This is a genomic window from Streptomyces sp. NPDC002853 (genome assembly GCF_053591915.1).
The window spans coordinates 461,285-478,894 of the sequence record NZ_JBSFUS010000003.1 but is presented as its reverse complement, the minus strand read 5'-3'; the positions used below and the strand labels follow the sequence as shown (position 1 = coordinate 478,894).

General features: G+C 70.2%; 16 protein-coding genes. 6 read left to right on the top strand and 10 right to left on the bottom strand.

From position 1 onward, the window contains the following. Window positions 1–11: 11 nt before the first annotated feature. The 4 genes from ACWD02_RS10070 to ACWD02_RS10055 form a co-directional block, all read right to left on the bottom strand. Window positions 12–2,096, bottom strand: coding sequence for a SpoIIE family protein phosphatase (locus ACWD02_RS10070; protein WP_451206922.1), 2,085 nt, complete (start codon window positions 2,094–2,096; stop codon window positions 12–14). Window positions 2,097–2,151: 55 nt separating this feature from the next. Next, window positions 2,152–2,844, bottom strand: a complete 693-nt coding sequence (locus ACWD02_RS10065; RefSeq protein ID WP_451206920.1) for a class I SAM-dependent methyltransferase — start codon at window positions 2,842–2,844, stop codon at window positions 2,152–2,154. A 127-nt stretch (window positions 2,845–2,971) separates the two neighbouring features. After that, entirely contained in the window at window positions 2,972–3,658 is a 687-nt protein-coding gene (fomD, locus tag ACWD02_RS10060; RefSeq protein ID WP_451206917.1) for a cytidylyl-2-hydroxypropylphosphonate hydrolase, read from the bottom strand. Between the two features lie 65 nt (window positions 3,659–3,723). Continuing rightward, complete coding sequence (locus ACWD02_RS10055; RefSeq protein ID WP_451206914.1) at window positions 3,724–5,136, bottom strand: class II fumarate hydratase; 1,413 nt, start codon at window positions 5,134–5,136, stop codon at window positions 3,724–3,726. Between the two features lie 122 nt (window positions 5,137–5,258). Here ACWD02_RS10055 and ACWD02_RS10050 point away from each other — a divergent pair, with 122 nt between their 5' ends. Further along, window positions 5,259–6,812, top strand: a complete 1,554-nt coding sequence (locus ACWD02_RS10050) for a ricin-type beta-trefoil lectin domain protein (RefSeq protein ID WP_451206912.1) — start codon at window positions 5,259–5,261, stop codon at window positions 6,810–6,812. A gap of 64 nt (window positions 6,813–6,876) precedes the next feature. On the opposite strand, the gene ACWD02_RS10045 is transcribed toward ACWD02_RS10050, so the two are convergent. Beyond that, complete coding sequence (locus ACWD02_RS10045) at window positions 6,877–8,544, bottom strand: fumarate hydratase (protein ID WP_451206909.1); 1,668 nt, start codon at window positions 8,542–8,544, stop codon at window positions 6,877–6,879. Window positions 8,545–8,723: 179 nt separating this feature from the next. Between ACWD02_RS10045 and ACWD02_RS10040 the strand changes: the two genes are divergently transcribed. Beyond that, a complete protein-coding gene (locus ACWD02_RS10040) occupies window positions 8,724–9,404 on the top strand; it encodes a DUF1707 SHOCT-like domain-containing protein (RefSeq protein ID WP_451206906.1) in 681 nt (226 codons plus the stop codon). 127 nt (window positions 9,405–9,531) lie between these two features. Beyond that, window positions 9,532–9,909 carry a WhiB family transcriptional regulator gene (locus ACWD02_RS10035; RefSeq protein ID WP_451206903.1) on the top strand — a complete coding sequence of 126 codons (378 nt, stop codon included), beginning with the start codon at window positions 9,532–9,534 and terminating at the stop codon, window positions 9,907–9,909. A 171-nt stretch (window positions 9,910–10,080) separates the two neighbouring features. Here the strand turns inward: ACWD02_RS10035 and glpX are convergent, their stop codons facing one another. After that, a complete protein-coding gene (gene glpX, locus ACWD02_RS10030; RefSeq protein ID WP_451206901.1) occupies window positions 10,081–11,112 on the bottom strand; it encodes a class II fructose-bisphosphatase in 1,032 nt (343 codons plus the stop codon). A gap of 174 nt (window positions 11,113–11,286) precedes the next feature. On the opposite strand from glpX, the gene ACWD02_RS10025 reads away from it, so the two are divergent. Further along, window positions 11,287–11,805, top strand: a complete 519-nt coding sequence (locus tag ACWD02_RS10025; RefSeq protein ID WP_451206898.1) for a DUF4245 domain-containing protein — start codon at window positions 11,287–11,289, stop codon at window positions 11,803–11,805. A 70-nt stretch (window positions 11,806–11,875) separates the two neighbouring features. Here ACWD02_RS10025 and ACWD02_RS10020 read toward each other — a convergent pair whose 3' ends face one another. The 4 genes from ACWD02_RS10020 to ACWD02_RS10005 all read right to left on the bottom strand — a co-directional run bounded on the left by ACWD02_RS10020 (window position 11,876) and on the right by ACWD02_RS10005 (window position 15,709). Continuing rightward, a complete protein-coding gene (locus tag ACWD02_RS10020) occupies window positions 11,876–12,466 on the bottom strand; it encodes a malonic semialdehyde reductase (RefSeq protein WP_451206895.1) in 591 nt (196 codons plus the stop codon). A gap of 154 nt (window positions 12,467–12,620) precedes the next feature. After that, window positions 12,621–12,872, bottom strand: coding sequence for an exodeoxyribonuclease VII small subunit (locus ACWD02_RS10015; protein ID WP_451206892.1), 252 nt, complete (start codon window positions 12,870–12,872; stop codon window positions 12,621–12,623). A gap of 73 nt (window positions 12,873–12,945) precedes the next feature. Further along, on the bottom strand, window positions 12,946–14,196 hold the full coding sequence (xseA, locus tag ACWD02_RS10010) for an exodeoxyribonuclease VII large subunit (RefSeq protein ID WP_451206890.1): 1,251 nt from the start codon (window positions 14,194–14,196) through the stop codon (window positions 12,946–12,948). A 121-nt stretch (window positions 14,197–14,317) separates the two neighbouring features. After that, the gene (locus tag ACWD02_RS10005) at window positions 14,318–15,709 is read right to left on the bottom strand and encodes an APC family permease (protein ID WP_451206887.1); all 1,392 of its coding nucleotides are present in this window, start codon (window positions 15,707–15,709) and stop codon (window positions 14,318–14,320) included. 76 nt (window positions 15,710–15,785) lie between these two features. Between ACWD02_RS10005 and ACWD02_RS10000 the strand changes: the two genes are divergently transcribed. Both ACWD02_RS10000 and ppgK read left to right on the top strand, forming a co-directional pair. Beyond that, window positions 15,786–16,778 carry a 4-hydroxy-3-methylbut-2-enyl diphosphate reductase gene (locus ACWD02_RS10000; RefSeq protein ID WP_363208989.1) on the top strand — a complete coding sequence of 331 codons (993 nt, stop codon included), beginning with the start codon at window positions 15,786–15,788 and terminating at the stop codon, window positions 16,776–16,778. 35 nt (window positions 16,779–16,813) lie between these two features. After that, on the top strand, window positions 16,814–17,560 hold the full coding sequence (gene ppgK / locus ACWD02_RS09995; RefSeq protein ID WP_451206883.1) for a polyphosphate--glucose phosphotransferase: 747 nt from the start codon (window positions 16,814–16,816) through the stop codon (window positions 17,558–17,560). Window positions 17,561–17,610: the final 50 nt, after the last annotated feature.

The following is a 17,610-nucleotide window of genomic DNA, read 5'->3' as shown; positions in this document are numbered from 1 at the left end:
CTGCTCCGCGCTCAGCTGTGGTTCAGCTCGAACCAGACCACCTTTCCGGTGCTCAGGCGCGTCGCGCCCCAGCGCCGGGCCAGCTTGTTGACCAGGTAGAGCCCGCGGCCGCCCTCGTCCGTGGCCCGCGCCTGACGAAGGCGCGGCAGCTGCGGCACGTCGTCGCCGACCTCGCAGCGCAGCACGTCCGTACGCAACAGGCGCAGGGTCACGGGTCGCGACGCGTACCGCACGGCGTTCGTCACGACCTCGCTGACCAGGAGCTCCAGGGAATCCGTCAGCTCCTCCAGGCCCCAGCGCTCCAGGGCGCTGCGGGCCAGGCGCCTGGCACGGGCGGGCGTGGCGTCCTCCGGCTCCAGGAACCAGTACGCGACGTCGCTCGGCGCGATGCCGTCGAAGCGGGCGGCGAGCAGCGCGATGTCGTCGTCCCGGTCGCCGGGGCCGAGCATGTCGAGCACGTCGTCGCAGAGGGCCTCCAGGGGCGGCGGGTGGTCATGGCCCGTCAACTGGGCGGTGGCGGCGAGCCGTTCGCGCAGCTGCTCTATGCCCGTCCACACGTCACGCAGGCGGGACTCGACGAGGCCGTCCGTGTAGAGCAGCAGCGTGGCGCCCGCGGGCGCGTCGAGCTCCACGGCCTCGAAGTCGACGCCGCCCACGCCGATGGGGGCGCCCGGCGGGACCCGCAGGACCTCCGCGCGGCCGCCCAGGTGCAGCAGGACGGGCGGCGGATGACCGGCGTTGGCGATGGTGATGCGGTGCGCGACCGGGTCGTAGACCGCGTAGAGGCAGGTCGCCATGCGGTCCGAGCCGAGCCGCTGGGCCTGCTCGTCCAGATGGTGCAGGACCTCCTGGGGCGGCAGGTCGAGCCCGGCCAGGGTCTGCGCGGTCGTCCGCAGCTGGCCCATGATCGCCGCCGACGTCATGGAGTGCCCCATGACGTCGCCGACGACGAGCGCGACCCGGCTGCCGGGCAGCGGAATCGCGTCGTACCAGTCGCCGCCGACCCGGGCCGTCTCGGCGGCCGGGAGGTAGCGGGACGCCAGGCGCACGCCGGTCGGACGCGGCAGGGTCTCGGGCAGCATCGTGCGCTGCAGCTCGTCGGCGATGTACGCCTCGCGGCCGTAGAGCACGGCCTTGTCGATGCCGAGCGCGCTGTGCGTGGCCAGCTGCGCCGCGACGAGCAGGTCGTCGTTCTCGAACGCGGGCCGGTCGGGGCGGCGCAGGAACACCGCGGCGCCGATCACCCGGCGCCTGCCCCGCAGCGGCGCGAGGATCGTCCGCTGCCCCGAGGGCACCGTCCGCCCCTCGCCGAGCAGTTCGGGCAGGGCGGCGCGGGCCGCGGGGGCGTCGGCGAAGACCGGGCGCACGCCGCGCAGGACCTCGGCGAGGGCGCCGCCGGGGCGCACCTCGCACAGTTCGTTGGTCGCCACGAGGTCGCTCTGCACCTGGAGGGCGGGCAGGGTGCCGCCCTCGGTGTCGGGCTCCTCGGCCCCTTCCTCGATCGAGCGCAGCCGGTCGGTGCGGCGCAGCCGCAGGATGAGCGCACCGCTCGGCCGCTCCTCGCCGACCGGCAGGGGGTCGCGCAGATAGACCAGTATCGCGTCGGAGAACGTCGGCACCGTGGCCCGGCACAGGCCCATGACGATCTCGTCCAGGTCGATGCCGCGGGCGATGCGCCGGGTCGCGGCGCCCACGAAGCGCAGCCGGTCGCCGTCGCGCCGCATCGCCGCGGGGCCGGAGCCCGCAGGCCGTGGCTGTCCCGTACGCCGCTCCTCACCGCCGGGGGCGCCCGGGGGGACGCCGTCGGGCTTGTCGTGTCCGCCGTCGTGTCCGCCGCCCTGCCCGGTCCCCTGGTCCGGGCGGGGCCGGTGCGGGTCGGGCTGCTGTCCGGGGAGCCCGGACGGCTGGGAGTGCTCGTCGCTCGGGCTCGCGGTGCAGTCGCCCGTACGGGCCTGGGCCTGTGCGGGGAGAGCGGCCGCGCCCGGGGTGTCCCGCGCCTTCCGGGCACGCGCCTGCGCCCCGCGGGGTCCCGCGGGGGCGGCGGGCCGGGCAGCTCGGGGCTGTCGGCCCTCGTCGGGGATGGAGTGCTCCGTCACGCGTTTCGAATCCGTCCGTCCGGGGCTGCGCCTTGGTGTCCGGTGGCTACGTTGGTCAGCCGCGTCGGCAGTGCATAAAGAGCTGGTGCTCGGGTGGTACGTCGGTGCTCGCCGGGGCGTAGGAGTACGTGTCCTCGTCGACGATGTCGAAGCCCGCGTCACGCACGACCTGCCGCAGTTCCTCCCGCAGGTAACCGGATACCCGGATTGTGTGCCCCAGGAACGGGATTCCCGCGTCGTCCAGGTCGGCCTCGACCATGGAAAGCGCGAGCAGGCCGCCGGGGCGCAGCAGTCCGTGCAGCAGCCGCAGAGCGTACGGGATTTCGGCGCGCGGCAGCATCAGGAGCGCGAAGAATGCCGCGATCCCGTCGAACTTCCCGACGCCGTCCGGGCCTTCGGCACGCAGCGCCGCCACGTCGAGCTGCCGGAACTCGGCGTTGTGCGCGGGCACGTTCTTCCTGGCGAGGTCGAGCATGCCCGCGGACAGGTCGATGCCGAGGACGAGGTGCCCGGCGTCGGCGAGTTGACGGGAGGTCGGGACGCCGGTGCCGCACCCCACGTCGAGCACCCTGGACCCGGGCGGCAGCGCCTCGGCGAGCCTGCGGCCCGCGGCCACCTGCCCGTCCTTGTGGGGGAAGGCATCGTCGTACTGCCTGCCGATGGCGTCGAAGGCCTCGGCCTGGCCCGTCCGGTCGGGCAGCGCGCCGGATGGCCCGCCGTACCCGTCGAACTCGCTCGCCTCGCTCACGTTCTGCCGCCCTTCGATGACATCCTGTCAGGCAACGCGCAAGCTCAGGGAGTTGCTGCTGAGTTGCTGCTGTGCGCCCTTGCGGAGGACGATCCTACGTTTGAACCATGGGGGCGCATCAAGGGTCTCATGACGTCACATGCGCGGGCGTGCGGTCCCAGTCATCCGGAAGGGGGGGAATCGCCCAGTCCGGATCGGGGCGCCAGTCCGGCCAGTTGTCCGAAAAGGGCTGCCCCCACGAGCGGATCACGTCGATGGCGGCATGCCCGGCCGCCCGCACTTCCCGTGCCTTTTCGGCGCCCATCAGACCGGCGCTCCGGGCCTGGGCGAACTCGTCCTCGTCGTGCCACTGCACCGTCCGGTCCGGCCGCACGGAGATGTCCAGAAAGTGATCCTCGGAATCGATGCCTCCGGCCCAACGGGTGCGTGGCTCCTCGAGGTTCACGTACCAGCTCCTGAACTGCCACCCCGGGTCCCAGAACAGCCACACCGACCACGGCTCGGCGGGGCGGGCCAGCTTCAGCACGCCGGTGCCGAACCAGCGGTCCCTGAGCAGGGCGCGAGGCTTCGTGTAGCGGGTGGCGAGGGGTTCCTGATGGACGGAGGTCCCGTCGGCCATGACGGGTTTCACGCATTCGGTGCCGGGAGCCAGCCAGACGGCGAGCAGCTCTTCCGTGTCCCGCACGACCGTGACGGGCCGGCAGATGTGGATGCCGTTCCCGGCGTTCTCCTTGTACCGCCACAGGACGTGGGAGCCGGGGGCCCAGCGTGCTGTCTCGCTGCTCGTCGTTGGCGGCGTGGTGAGGTCTGTCATGCAGAGATATTAGTCGGCGCCCGGACAAGCTTCTCAGAACTTGTCCGGGCGTAAAGGAAAACAGCCTATGGATGCGTCATCCGCAGGACGTCCAGTGCCTCGTCCAACTGCGTCAGGGAGAGCTCGCCCCGCTCGACGTACCCGCCCTCCAGGACGACCTCCCGGATGGTCTTCCGCTCGGCGAGGGACTTCTTGGCGACCTTCGCCGCCTCCTCGTAGCCGATGTACTTGTTCAGCGGAGTGACCACGGAGGGCGAGGACTCGGCGTACTCCCTGGCCCGTTCGGTGTTCGCGGTGATCCCGTCCACCGTCCTGTCGGCGAGAAGCCGCGATACGTTGGCGAGGAGCCGCACGGACTCCAGGACGTTCTTGGCGATGACCGGCAGCATGACGTTGAGCTCGAAGTTGCCGGCGGCGCCCGCGGCGGCGACCGTCGCGTCATTGCCGGTGACTTGCGCGGCGACCATGAGCACCGCCTCCGGGATGACCGGATTCACCTTTCCGGGCATGATCGAGGAACCGGGCTGCAGATCGGGCAGGTTGATCTCGGCGAGCCCGGTCCGCGGGCCGGAGGCCATCCAGCGCAGGTCGTTGGCGATCTTCGTGAGGCCGACGCCGATCGTCCGCAGCTGCCCGCTGGTCTCGACGATGCCGTCGCGCGCGCCCTGGGCCTCGAAGTGGTCCCTGGCCTCGGTCAGCGGAAGCCCCGTGGCCCGTGCCACCTCGTCGATCACGGCCGCCGAGAAGCCGGGCGGGGTGTTGATCCCGGTGCCCACAGCCGTGCCGCCGAGCGGCAGTTCGGCGAGGCGTGGCAGCGAGGCGTTGAGCCGCTCCACGCCGTAGCGCACCTGGGCCGCGTACCCGCCGAACTCCTGGCCCAGGGTCACGGGGGTGGCGTCCATCAGGTGCGTGCGCCCGGACTTCACCACGTCGGCGAACTCCGCCGACTTCCGCTCCAGGGCGGTCGCCAGATGTTCGAGCGCGGGGATCAGGTCCTGCGTCACGGCGCCGGTGGCCGCGATGTGGATCGAGGAGGGGAAGACGTCGTTCGACGACTGGGACGCGTTCACGTGGTCGTTCGGGTGGACGTCCTTGCCCAGGCGCTCGGTGGCGAGCGTGGCGAGGACCTCGTTCGTGTTCATGTTGGACGACGTGCCGGAGCCGGTCTGGAAGACGTCCACGGGGAAGTGCTCGTCCCAGCGTCCCTCGACGACCTCGCCCGCGGCGGCCACGATCGCCTCGGCGACGTCCTTGTCGAGCACCCCGAGGTCCGCGTTGACCTTCGCGGCCGCCGCCTTGACCCGGGCGAGAGCGGCGATGTGCGCGCGCTCCAGGCGCTGTCCGGAGACGGGGAAGTTCTCCACCGCCCGCTGCGTCTGCGCCCGCCACTTGGCGTGTTCGGGGACCCGCACCTCGCCCATGGAGTCGTGTTCGATCCGGTACTCACCGCTTGCGCTTGCGCTGGCGTCGCTGGTCATGCCTCGAACCTACCTCTCCGTCAAACCTCGCTGAAAAGTTGAGCACTTGTCTTGTTCTAGGTATTCCCAAGGCTCTTACTCACCAGTAAAAACCGTGGGTAACACCAAACCGGGGAGGCGCAATGAAGCGCACCAGACAGGGCCGCCAGGGCAGGCCGCGATGTATGTTCGCGGCGGCCGTGGCGATGGCGGCGGTGCTCGGCACCGTGGCGGGCACGCCCGCCCAGGCGGCGGACGGCAAGGACCGCGGGAGCCTCGCACCCGCCGCCACGCCCCTGCCGCCGGACCTGGAGAAGATCCGGGCGGCCGAGGCCACCGAGCTCTACGGCGACCCGGCGGAGCGCCCGCTCGCCGACCGCAGGACCGGGCTGATCTCCCTCGGCGACAGCGAGATCTCGGGGGAGGGCGTCGGCACGTACGAACCGGGCACCGACGGCCCCGACAACTGGTGCCACCGCTCCCCGGACGCCGCGATCCACCGCACCGGCATCCCCGCGGACGAGACGTACAACGTCGCCTGCTCGGGAGCGCAGACCGTCAACATCAAGATCGGCGGTCAGCAGCAGTACCCCGACGAGCTGGTGCAGAGCGACAATCTCGCCGTCAAGGCGCGCAACACGAGGATCAAGGCGGTGCTGCTCGTCATCGGGGCCAACGACGACCTCCAGTTCGCGCCCGTGATGACCGACTGCGTGACGCGTTTCCTGCTCAGCCAGGGCGCCTGTGCGGGCAAGTACACGGCGGGCTGGCAGGCGCGGGTCGACGCGCTGGTGCCCAAGGTCGAGCAGTCCGTCCGCGACCTGAAGACCGTCATGAGGGACGCGGGATACGCGGGCGACGACTACAAGCTGGTCGTCATGGGCTACCCGAGCCCGATCGGCCCCGACTTCCGGGACAACCCCAAGTTCCCCGGCAAGCTGGCGTGCGGCGGTCTCGGCTACGACTCCGACACCGAGTGGGGCCGCAACTACGCCGTCCCCACCTTCGAGACCGGCATGCGCAAGGCGGTCAAGGCAGCGGGCGCGACCTACCTCGACAACTCCCGCCTCTTCCACGGCCATGAGGTCTGCATGGAGGACACCTGGGCGCGCGGTCTCTACGTGGACCTCTCCAACCCCTTCCCGCCGGACTCGAATTCGGTCCGCCAGTCCTTCCACCCCAACGCCCGCGGCCATGCCGCCTTCGCCTCCTGCCTGACGCAGATCTACGACTCCGGCCTCAGCGAGGGCGGTTGCGCGGACCCGGCGAGCACGGGCAGCCCGAAGCTCTACCCGGGCGGCTGGGACGACGCGTACAAGCAGCTCAAGAACGCGGGCACGGGGACCTGCGTGGACGTCGACGCGTCGAAGAGCCGTAACGGCACCAAGGTCCAGGGCTGGGACTGCACCGGCAACCGCAACCAGACGTGGTGGTACGACGGCGGGGCCGGCGGGCAGCGGTCGCTGCACACGGGCCTGACCCAGGACCGGTGCCTGGACGTGCCCGACAGCGCGTACAAGGAAGGCACCGCCGTCACGCTGTGGAACTGCCACGGCGGCGGCAACCAGAAGTTCGTCCGTGACGCGGGCACCGTGCGTCCCGCCGCCGACACCGGGCTCTGCCTGACCCTCGCGGGGGCCAAGGAGCCGGTACGGCTGCAGAAGTGCACGGGGGCGGCGAACCAGCGGTTCGCCTGACCGCCCGGACAGGCGAAAGGCCCCCTCCACGCGCGCGTGGAGGGGGCCTTCTCGTTTCGAAGTACTACGCCAGGCCGGGTCCGCGGACCGGGATGGACGTGAACGTCGGCTCCGGGGCCGGGTTCTGGAAGAAGTCGTTGCCCTTGTCGTCGACCACGATGAAGGCCGGGAAGTCCTCCACCTCGATCTTCCACACCGCCTCCATGCCGAGCTCCTCGTACTCGACGACCTCGACCTTCTTGATGCAGTCCTGGGCCAGACGCGCGGCGGGGCCGCCGATCGAGCCCAGGTAGAAGCCGCCGTGCGCGTCACAGGCGTCGGTGACCTGCTTCGAGCGGTTGCCCTTGGCGAGCATGACCTTGGAGCCGCCCGCCGCCTGGAACTGCTCCACGTAGGAGTCCATGCGGCCGGCCGTCGTCGGGCCGAAGGAGCCGGAGGCGTAACCCTCGGGGGTCTTGGCGGGGCCCGCGTAGTAGACCGGGTGGTCCTTCAGGTACTGCGGCATCTCCTCGCCCGCGTCGAGCCGCTCCTTGATCTTGGCGTGCGCGATGTCGCGGGCCACGACGAGGGGGCCGGTGAGCGAGAGGCGGGTCTTCACCGGGTGCTTGGTCAGCTCGGCGAGGATGTCGTCCATGGGCTGGTTGAGGTCGATCTTGACGACGTCGGCGGCCTCGTCGAGGTGCTCGTCGGTCGTGTCGGGCAGGAAGCGCGCCGGGTCCGTCTCCAGCTGCTCCAGGAAGACGCCCTCGGGGGTGATCTTCGCGGTCGCCTGGCGGTCGGCCGAGCAGGAGACGGCGATGGCCACGGGGAGCGAGGCGCCGTGCCGGGGCAGGCGCACCACGCGTACGTCGTGGCAGAAGTACTTGCCGCCGAACTGCGCACCGATGCCGATCTTCTGCGTCAGCTCGAAGACCTTCTCCTCGAGCTCCTTGTCCCGGAAGCCATGGCCGGTCGGGGAGCCCTCGGCGGGCAGCTCGTCCAGGTAGTGCGCGGAGGCGTACTTCGCGGTCTTCAGGGCGAACTCGGCGCTGGTGCCGCCGACGACGATCGCGAGGTGGTACGGCGGGCAGGCGGCCGTGCCGAGCGAGCGGATCTTCTCCTCCAGGAACTTCATCATGGAGGTCTCGTTCAGGACGGCCTTCGTCTCCTGGTAGAGGAACGACTTGTTCGCCGAGCCGCCGCCCTTGGCCATGAAGAGGAACTTGTAGGCGCCGCCGTCGGTCGCGTACAGCTCGATCTGGGCCGGGAGGTTGGAGCCGGTGTTCTTCTCCTCCCACATGTTCAGCGGGGCCATCTGCGAGTAGCGCAGGTTCAGCTTCGTGTACGCGTCGAAGATGCCCTTGGAGAGCGCCTTCTCGTCCTCACCTTCGGTGAGGACGTTCTGGCCGCGCTTGCCCATGACGATGGCCGTGCCGGTGTCCTGGCACATGGGGAGCACGCCCGCGGCCGCGATGTTCGCGTTCTTCAGCAGGTCGAGCGCCACGAACTTGTCGTTGCCCGACGCCTCCGGGTCGTCGACGATGCGCCGCAGCTGGGCCAGGTGCGCGGGCCGCAGGTAGTGCTGGATGTCGTGGATCGCCTCGGCGGCGAGCGTGCGCAGCGCCTCGGGGTCGACCTTGAGGAACGTCCGCCCGTCGGCCTCGAATGTGGAGACGCCCTCGGAGGTCACCAGCCGGTACGGGGTGGTGTCCTCTCCCAGGGGGAGCAGATCGGAGTACTCGAACTCTGGCATTACGGCCATTCCTCACTCGGCAGACAGCGGCGCGGCCTCCATTGGCGACGCGCCAACCAGCGTAGAACGCCATGGGGCGGCCGGGCTTGTGAGGTAAGGCTCAGTAGCGCTCGCGGGAGCCCTCGTGAGTTGTCCACAGGGGTAGTCGCGATCTATCGCGTTTGGGTACGCTGAGTGGTGTGGACCTAGACAAGCGCCCTCAGCAGACCCACCCGGAACCGCGGCCCGCAGGGCTGCGCGCGTCGGACGCCGACCGGGACCGCACGGCGGACATCCTGCGCGAGGCGCTCGCCGAGGGGAGGCTGACCGCCGAGGAGCACGGCGAGCGGATCGACGGCGTCTATCGCGCCAAGACCATGGGTGAACTGGAGCCGCTGGTCAGCGACTTGCCCGCGGCGAGCGGCGCGGCGCACCCGACGGTGACGCCCGAGCCCGTCCCCTCCCGGCCCTCGGACGGCGTGGTGCCCCCGGTCGCCGACGAGAACCTGGTCGCGGTCTTCAGCAGCTCCGTCCGCAAGGGCCGCTGGCGCGTGAGCCGCCGCACGCACGCGTACGCGATCTTCGGCAATGTGGAGATCGACCTCAGCGAGGCGATCTTCGAGCAGCGACAGGTCGTGATCAAGGCGATCTCCGTCTTCGGGAACGTCGAGATCCGCGTCCCGGAGAACATCTCGCTGCGGGGCAACGGCACCGGCGTGCTCGGCAACTTCGAGGTGGACACCCTCGATTCGGCCGAGCGGGACGCGCCGGTCGTCTTCGTCGACGGTTTCACGGTCCTCGGCAACATCGAGGCGCGGCCGAAGCGGGGCAAAGTCGTCCGGGACCTGCACAAGCACCTGCGCAAGCATCTCGGCCACTGAGGGGCGCATCAGGGCCACTGACGGCGTGAAGTTCCGTTAATCGGAACTCAGTGCATAGGCGTGTGCACAGCGGGTAGAGCTTGCTGCATCGTCTCTCGCTCGCGAAGCCGTCGTCAGGAGTAGACCCGTGCCGCAGCCGTCGCATCAGTCCCTGCAGGTCGCTGTTCCGGTCCAGCAGGTGCCAGTGCGCGATCATGATTCGGACGCCCCATGGCACACCGAGGCGGTGTGCCGACGAGACGAGGCCGGGCTGTTCTTCGCCCCGTCAAAGGAGCCGACCGCCTCACGCCTGTCCCGGGAAGAAGCCGCGAAGCGGGTGTGTGCCCGCTGTCCGGTGATGGTCGAATGCCGGGAGCACGCCCTTCTCCAGCCCGAGCCGTACGGCGTCTGGGGCGGCCTGACGGCCGCGGAGCGCCGCGTGGTGCTCGCCCGGCGGCGCCGGCGCGAGGTGGAGCTCAAGAAGGCCGCACACACGTCCGCCGGGCCGATCGCCGCGGCCGGATAGCCGATCGCAGGCGGGCGCGCGGACAGACCGATCGCTGCGGCCGGACACATCGTCCGCGCTTTCGCGACTTCGTACGCCGAAGGGGGCGTCCCCCGCACGGGGCGCCCCCTCCGGTGTGCGCAACTCGCGCCCTGCAGACCCTACTTGGTCACTCGGCGCGGTAGTGTCCGGCTACTTGGCGCGGTCGAAGTCGATGGCGCTGTAGGCGCGCAGTTTCGCGAGCCGGTGGTCGGAATCGATCTTGCGGATCGTGCCCGACTTGGAGCGCATGACCAGGGACGAGGTCGAGGCCGTCTCCGCGGCGTAGCGCACGCCCTGGAGCAGTTCGCCGTCCGTGATGCCGGTCGCCACGAAGAAGACGTTGTCCCCGCGGACCAGGTCGGTCGTCGAAAGCGTGCGGTCCAGGTCGTGGCCCGCGTCGAGCGCGCGCTGGCGCTCCGCGTCGTCCTTCGGCCACAGCTTGCCCTGGATCGTTCCGCCGAGGCACTTGATCGCGCAGGCCGAGATGATGCCTTCGGGGGTGCCGCCGATGCCCATGAGCATGTCGACGCCGGTGCCCTCGCGCACGGCCATGATCGAACCGGCGACGTCGCCGTCCGAGATGAACTTGATGCGCGCGCCGGTCTCGCGGATCTCCTTGACGATGCCCTCGTGGCGGGGGCGGTCCAGGATCATCACCGTGACGTCCTCGGGCGAGCGGCCCTTGGCCTTGGCGACGCGGCGGATGTTGACGGACGCCGGGGCGTTGATGTCGACGTAGTCGGCGGCCTCCGGGCCCGTGACCAGCTTGTCCATGTAGAAGACCGCGGACGGGTCGAACATGGCACCGCGGTCGGCGGCGGCGAGCACGGCGATGGCGTTCGGCATCCCCTTCGCGCACAGGGTCGTGCCGTCGATCGGGTCGACGGCGATGTCGACCTCGGCGCCGGTGGAGTCGCCGATGCGCTCCCCGTTGAAGAGCATCGGGGCCTCGTCCTTCTCGCCCTCACCGATGACGACGATGCCGTTCATCGAGACGGTGGAGACGAGGGTCCGCATGGCCCGGACGGCGGCGCCGTCGGCGCCGATCTTGTCGCCGCGGCCGACCCAGCGGCCCGCGGCCATGGCGGCGGCCTCGGTGACCCGGACGAGCTCCAGGGCGAGGTTGCGGTCGGGAGCCTCGGGAGAGACTTCGAGCTCGGAAGGGAGATGATGCTCGGTCATCGGAGCGCACCTTTCTGCTGATACGACGACGGCCGGATGAGGGTGTGGCATGACTCTATCGGCAGGTCGACAAAATGAGCAGAGGGCCCCACGCATGAGCGGACCGGACGCCCGGGGGAGGTCAATGGAAGACCGGGGGAAGAGCCGTGCCCGGGGCCTGAGAACATGGGGGGCGTGGCAGGCAGACAAGGCAAGCAGACCGTACGGAACATGCTGTGGTCGATGGCGGTGATCGCCCTCGTCGCCGGCGTGATCTACGTCTTCATCCCGCACGACGACTCCAAGGCCCCCGTCAAGCGCGTCGACTACAGCATCGAGCTGCTGACCGCGCGACGGGCCGCGGCCTACCCCGTGGCCGCCCCCGAGGGCCTGGCCAAGGCGTGGAAGCCGACGTCGGTGCGGTTCGACGGCTCCAAGGGCGACAGCTGGCACCTGGGCTTCCTCGACCCGTCCGGTGAGTACGTCGCGGTCAAGCAGTCCACGGCCAAGCCGGTCAAGTTCATCGAGGAGGCCACGCAGCGGGCCGTCCGGACGAAGGCCACCGAGAAGATCGACGGCCAGACGTGGCACCGCTACAAGGGGCAGACGTACGACGCCCTGGTGCGCGAGGACAAGGGCGCGACCACGGTGGTCGCGGGCACGGCGTCGTTCGGTCAGCTGACGGAGATGGCGCAGGCGCTGAAGGCGTCCTGAGTGTCGGGCAGTAACGGGTGAGGGCCCCGGCGGTGTCCGCCGGGGCCCTCACTGTGTCAGCCGGTCACGATCAGACGGTCTGGATGACCTGGTCCAGCTCGAGGCGCGGGGAGCGCGGGAACCAGGCGTTCTCGGCGGGCTTGCCGATGTTGACGACCATCAGCGGGGTGTGGTCGCCGTCCAGGAACTCCTTCTGGACGCCGGCGGCGTCGAAGCCGGTCATCGGGCCCGCGGCCAGGCCCGCGGCGCGCACGCCGATGATGAAGTACGCGGCCTGCAGCGCGGCGTTGAGGTGCGCGGCACCTTCGCGGGCCGGACGCTCCGAGAAGAACACGTCCTTGGCCTGCGGGAAGTGCGGGAACAGCGCCGGCAGCTCCTCGTGGAACTCGTTGTCCGCGGAGAGGATCGCGACGAGCGGGGCGCCCGCGGTCTTCGGCTGGTTGCCCTCGGCCATGTGCTGGACCAGGCGCTCGCGGGCCTCGGGGGAGCGGACCAGCGTGATGCGCAGCGACGACAGGTTGAAGGCGGTCGGGCCGAACTTGACCAGGTCGTAGATCGCCTGCACCTGCTCGTCGGTGACCGGCTCATCGGTGAAGGAGTTCGCGGTGCGGGCCTCGCGGAAGAGCAGGTCCTGTGCGGCGGGGTCAAGGACGAGAGACATGGATCAACCTTCTCGGTGCGTGCGTGGATCAGCTTGCGTCACCGACGGTACGGGGTTGCGGTTTAATCTTCAACAAAAAGCGGGGCCTGGTGATCCGCTTCACAGCGGCGGGGTGAGGCGTGGGGTGGGCGGGGCGTGGGCTCGGTCCTCCGTGTCAGGCGTCCTCGTCGCCGTCCGTGTCCGCGTCGCCGCCGGCCAGGGCCGCGTCCAGGCGGGCGCGGGCGCCGTCCAGCCAGCGGCGGCACACCTTGGCCAGTTCCTCGCCGCGCTCCCACAGGGCGAGCGACTCCTCCAGGGTGGTGCCGCCCGTCTCCAGGCGGCGTACGACCTCGATGAGCTCGTCCCGCGCCTGCTCGTAGCCGAGTGCGTCCGCCGGGCTCGCGGCCTCGTCCGTCTTGCTGGTCATGTGCCCCACCCTAAATGTCGGTTCGTACGGCTTGTGCGGCTCGCGCGTCCTGCGTCCTGCGTCGTCCCGCGTCCTACTCGGCTGGTTCGGCTCCTACGGGCTCCGCCGCTTCCGCGGCTTCCACGGCTCGTACGGTGAAGGCGCCCTCGGCGACCCGCGCCCGCAGTTCCTCGCCGGTGGTCACCTCTTCCGCGGCCCGCACCACGGAACCGTCGGTCTTCTGCAGCACCGCATACCCCCGCTGGAGCGTCGCGGCGGGGGAGAGGCCCACCACGCGCGCGTGGGTGTGCGTCAGCTCCGACTGGGCGCGGTCCAGGAGATGCCCGAGCGTGCGGCGGCTGCGGTCGACGAGCGCCGAGACCTGCTCCTCGCGCTCCTCGATCATGCGGTGCGGATTCTCCATGGAGGGGCGGGCGAGCGCGTGCGCGAGACCCCGGTCCTCGCGGTCGAGGAAGGCGTCCATGCAGCGCCGGGCCCGGTCCCGCAGCCACCGCACGCGCTCGTACTCCTCGCCGACGTCCGGCACGACCTTCTTGGCGGCGTCGGTCGGGGTGGAGGCGCGCAGGTCGGCCACGTAGTCGAGCAGGGGGTTGTCCGGCTCGTGCCCGATCGCCGAAACGACGGGCGTACGGCAGGAGGCGACGGCGCGCACGAGCTGCTCGTCCGAGAACGGCAGCAGATCCTCGACGCTGCCGCCGCCGCGCGCCACGATGATCACGTCCACGGCGTCCAGCGCGTCGAGGTCCTTCACGGCCTGCACGACCTGCGGTACGGCGTGCACGCCCTGGACGGGGACGTTGCGCACCTCGAAGCGGACGGCGGGCCAGCGGTGCCGGGCGTTCTCGAGCACGTCACGCTCGGCGGCGGAGGCGCGGCCGGTGACGAGGCCGATGAGCTGGGGCAGGGAGGGGAGGGCCTTCTTCCGGTCGGCGGCGAAGAGCCCTTCCCCGGCGAGGCTCTTCTTCAACAACTCGATCCGCGCGAGAAGTTCACCCACACCGACGGGCTTTATCTCGACGGCCCGCAGGGACAGCTGCCCCCGGGGTGCGTACCACTCGGGCTTGGCGTGGACCACGACTCGGGCGCCCTCGGAGACGACGTCCGCGACGGCGTCGAACACCTGGCGGTAACAGGTGACGCTGACGGAGATGTCGTGCGAGGGGTCGCGCAACGTCATGAATACGACACCGGCGCCGGGCCTGCGGGACAGCTGGGTGATCTGCCCCTCGACCCACACGGCACCGAGCCGGTCGATCCACCCACCGATGAGCCGCGACACCTCGCCGACGGGCAGCGGTGCGTCAGCGGACGTGTTCAAAGCCATGCACCGAGCGTATCGGCAGGGTCCGACACTGATGCTGATACTCAGGACCCGCTGGCCGTGGCTCGGGGTCCGCGCTCCGGCTCCTGCGCCGAGGATCGGATGCCGCCGGACAAGGGGTGGTTCAGGACTCCCCGCGACGAGCCCGCTGAGCAAGAAGCACGGCAAGCCCCACGACGAACCACGCCGCACCTACCACCTGCGCGGACCCCGCGGCCTCCACGATCACCGCGATGGTGATGGCGGCCCCCAGCACGGGGACGAGTACATGCCGCCACCAGCTCACGGGCCCCCCTTGACGACGCACGGCGAACCACCCCACGACACTCGCGTGCAGAAGCACGAACGCGGTCAAGGCCCCCACATTCACCACCGACACCAGGTGGTCCATCCCGTCGTCCCGCCGAGCCGCCCAGACCGCCGCCACCATCGTGATCACGGCCGCACACAGAAGAGCGACGCGAGGCGTCCCGGAATCGGTCTTCGACAGAGCCCCCGGCAGCCGCCGGTCACGGGCCATGGCATACAGCAGCCGTCCCGCAGCCGCCTGCCCGGCCAGCGCGGCGAAGGCGGCGCCGATCGCCTTGCTGACGGCCACCAGATCGTGCAGCCAGTCCCCGACGGCCGAGTCGACCGCATCGTAGAAAGCGGACCCCTGCTTCCCCGGCTCCGCGGCCAGCTGCGCCGACGACACCGGCTCAAGAAGCGCGACCAGATACGTCTGGGCGATGAACAGCACACCGGCCAGCGCCAAGCAGAACAGCACCGCCCGCGCCACCTTCGCCGAGCCCCCGGTCACCTCCTCCGCGAACGAGGCGATCGCGTCGAAGCCCAGATACGAGAGCACCGCCACCGACACCGCCCCCACCACGGCACCCAGCGCGAACGCCCCCTGCGTACCGTCCCCGCTCAGCGGCGAGAGCCAGTCGCGCTCCGCCCCGTCCCGCGCCAGGACGACGATCGCCGACACCATGAAGACCAGGAGGACCACGATCTCCATGGCGAGGACGAGGAACCCGACCCGCGCGGCCGCCCGTACGCCCCACAGGTTCAGCGCGGTCGTCACCAGGACCGCGATCGCCGTCCACACCCACCGGGACACGGAGGGCACGAGCGCCTCCATCGCGATCCCGGAGAAGAGATAGGCGACGGCCGGGATGAGGAGGTAGTCGAGCATCGCCATCCAGCCGGCGATGAACCCGGGGCCGTTGCCGAGCCCCACGCGCGCGTAGGCGAAGACGGAACCCGCCTGGGGGACCACCTTCACCATCTGGGCGTAGCTGAACGCGGTGAACGCCATCGCGATCGTGGCGATGATGTAGACGAGCGCCACGGCGCCGTGCGACTTGGCGTCAAGCGTCCCGAACACTCCGACCGGCGCCATCGGGGCGATGAACAGCAACCCGTAGACGACGAGATCGCGGAAGCCGAGACTTCGCCGCAGGCCGTCGCCCTCGGCAGCGGGGGCGGTGTGGGCGCCGCCCGTCGGGTCTGGCTTGCCGGAGTAACCGGACATCGTGCCTCCGTAAGTGAACGCAGGCCTCCAGTCTCCCCAAGAAGCCGATCTTTGACGCGCTGGGCTCGGCCTTACGATGGGGGGTATGACTGCTTCGACTCCTGCCCGCCGAGTCCTGCTCGCCGCCCCCCGCGGCTACTGCGCGGGTGTGGACCGTGCCGTGATCGCCGTCGAGAAGGCCCTTGAGCAGTACGGGTCCCCGATCTATGTCCGCCACGAGATCGTTCACAACAAGTACGTGGTGCAGACCCTGGAGAAGAAGGGGGCCATCTTCGTCGACCAGACGGCGGAGGTTCCCGAGGGCTCCATCGTCATGTTCTCCGCGCACGGCGTGGCGCCGACGGTCCACGCGGAGGCCGCCGAGCGGAAACTGGCGACGATCGACGCGACGTGCCCCCTGGTCACGAAGGTCCACAAGGAAGCCGTCCGGTTCGCCAAGGACGACTTCGACATCCTCCTGATCGGCCACGAGGGCCACGAGGAGGTCATCGGCACGTCCGGTGAGGCGCCCGACCACATCACGCTGGTCGACGGCCCCGACGACGTCGCGAACGTCGAGGTCCGTGACCCGGACAAGGTCGTCTGGCTCTCCCAGACCACGCTTTCGGTCGACGAGACCATGGAGACGGTCGACGCCCTGAAGACCAAGTTCCCGGGCCTGATCTCCCCTCCGAGCGACGACATCTGTTACGCCACGCAGAACCGCCAGGTCGCGGTGAAGAAGCTGGCGGAGGACGCCGAGCTGGTCATCGTGGTCGGCTCCAAGAACTCCTCGAACTCGATCCGCATGGTCGAGGTCGCCCTGGACGCGGGCGCGGCCGCCTCGCACCTCGTCGACAACGCCGACGAGATCGACGAGGCCTGGCTGGAGGGTGTGACCACGGTCGGCCTCACCTCGGGCGCCTCCGTCCCCGACATCCTGGTGGACGGCGTCATCGAGTGGCTCGCCGAGCGGGGGTACGGCGACGTGGAGACGGTGAAGACGGCCGACGAGTCGATCACCTTCTCGCTGCCGAAGGAGCTCCGCCGCGACCTGCGCGCCGAGGCCGCGGAGCTGTCGAAGAAGTAACGCGAAGGCCAGGCCCGGGTCGTACGGTGGGTCTCATGCAGATCTTCGGTGTGGACATCGGCGGATCAGGGATCAAGGGCGCTCCCGTGGACCTGGACCGTGGTGACCTGGCAAAGGAACGGCACAAAGTACTGACACCGCAACCGGCCACGCCCGACGGCGTGGCCGACAAGGTGCGCGAGGTGGTCGAGCACTTCGGCTGGACGGGCCCGATCGGCGCCACGTTCCCCGGCGTGATCACGGACGGCACGGCGCGCACGGCGGCCAACGTGGACAAGAGCTGGATCGGCACGGACATCGAGAGCCTGATCGCGGACCGGCTCGGTTCCACCGCGCCGGTCACCGTCCTGAACGACGCGGACGCGGCGGGCGTGGCCGAGATGCACTTCGGGGCCGGCCGCGGCCGTACGGGCACGGTCATCCTGCTCACCCTCGGCACGGGCATCGGCAGCGCCCTCTTCACCGGCGGCCGCCTCGTCCCGAACACGGAGCTCGGCCATCTGGAGCTGCACGGCCACGACGCCGAGAAGCGGGCGTCGTCCAAGGCCAAGGAGGACGAGGACCTCAGCTGGGAGCACTGGGCGCACCGCGTGCAGAAGTATCTGGCGCACGTGGAGATGCTGTTCTCGCCCGAGCTCTTCATCATCGGCGGCGGGGTGAGCCGCAAGTCACACAAGTTCCTGCCGCTGATCAAGGACATCAGGGCAGAGATCGTCCCCGCGGAGCTGCAGAACAACGCGGGGATCGTGGGAGCGGCGATGGCGGCGGCGGAGAAAAAGTAGCTCGAGTCAGGTCCTACGACTTGAGGTAGGCCCTCCGACTTCAGCCAGGC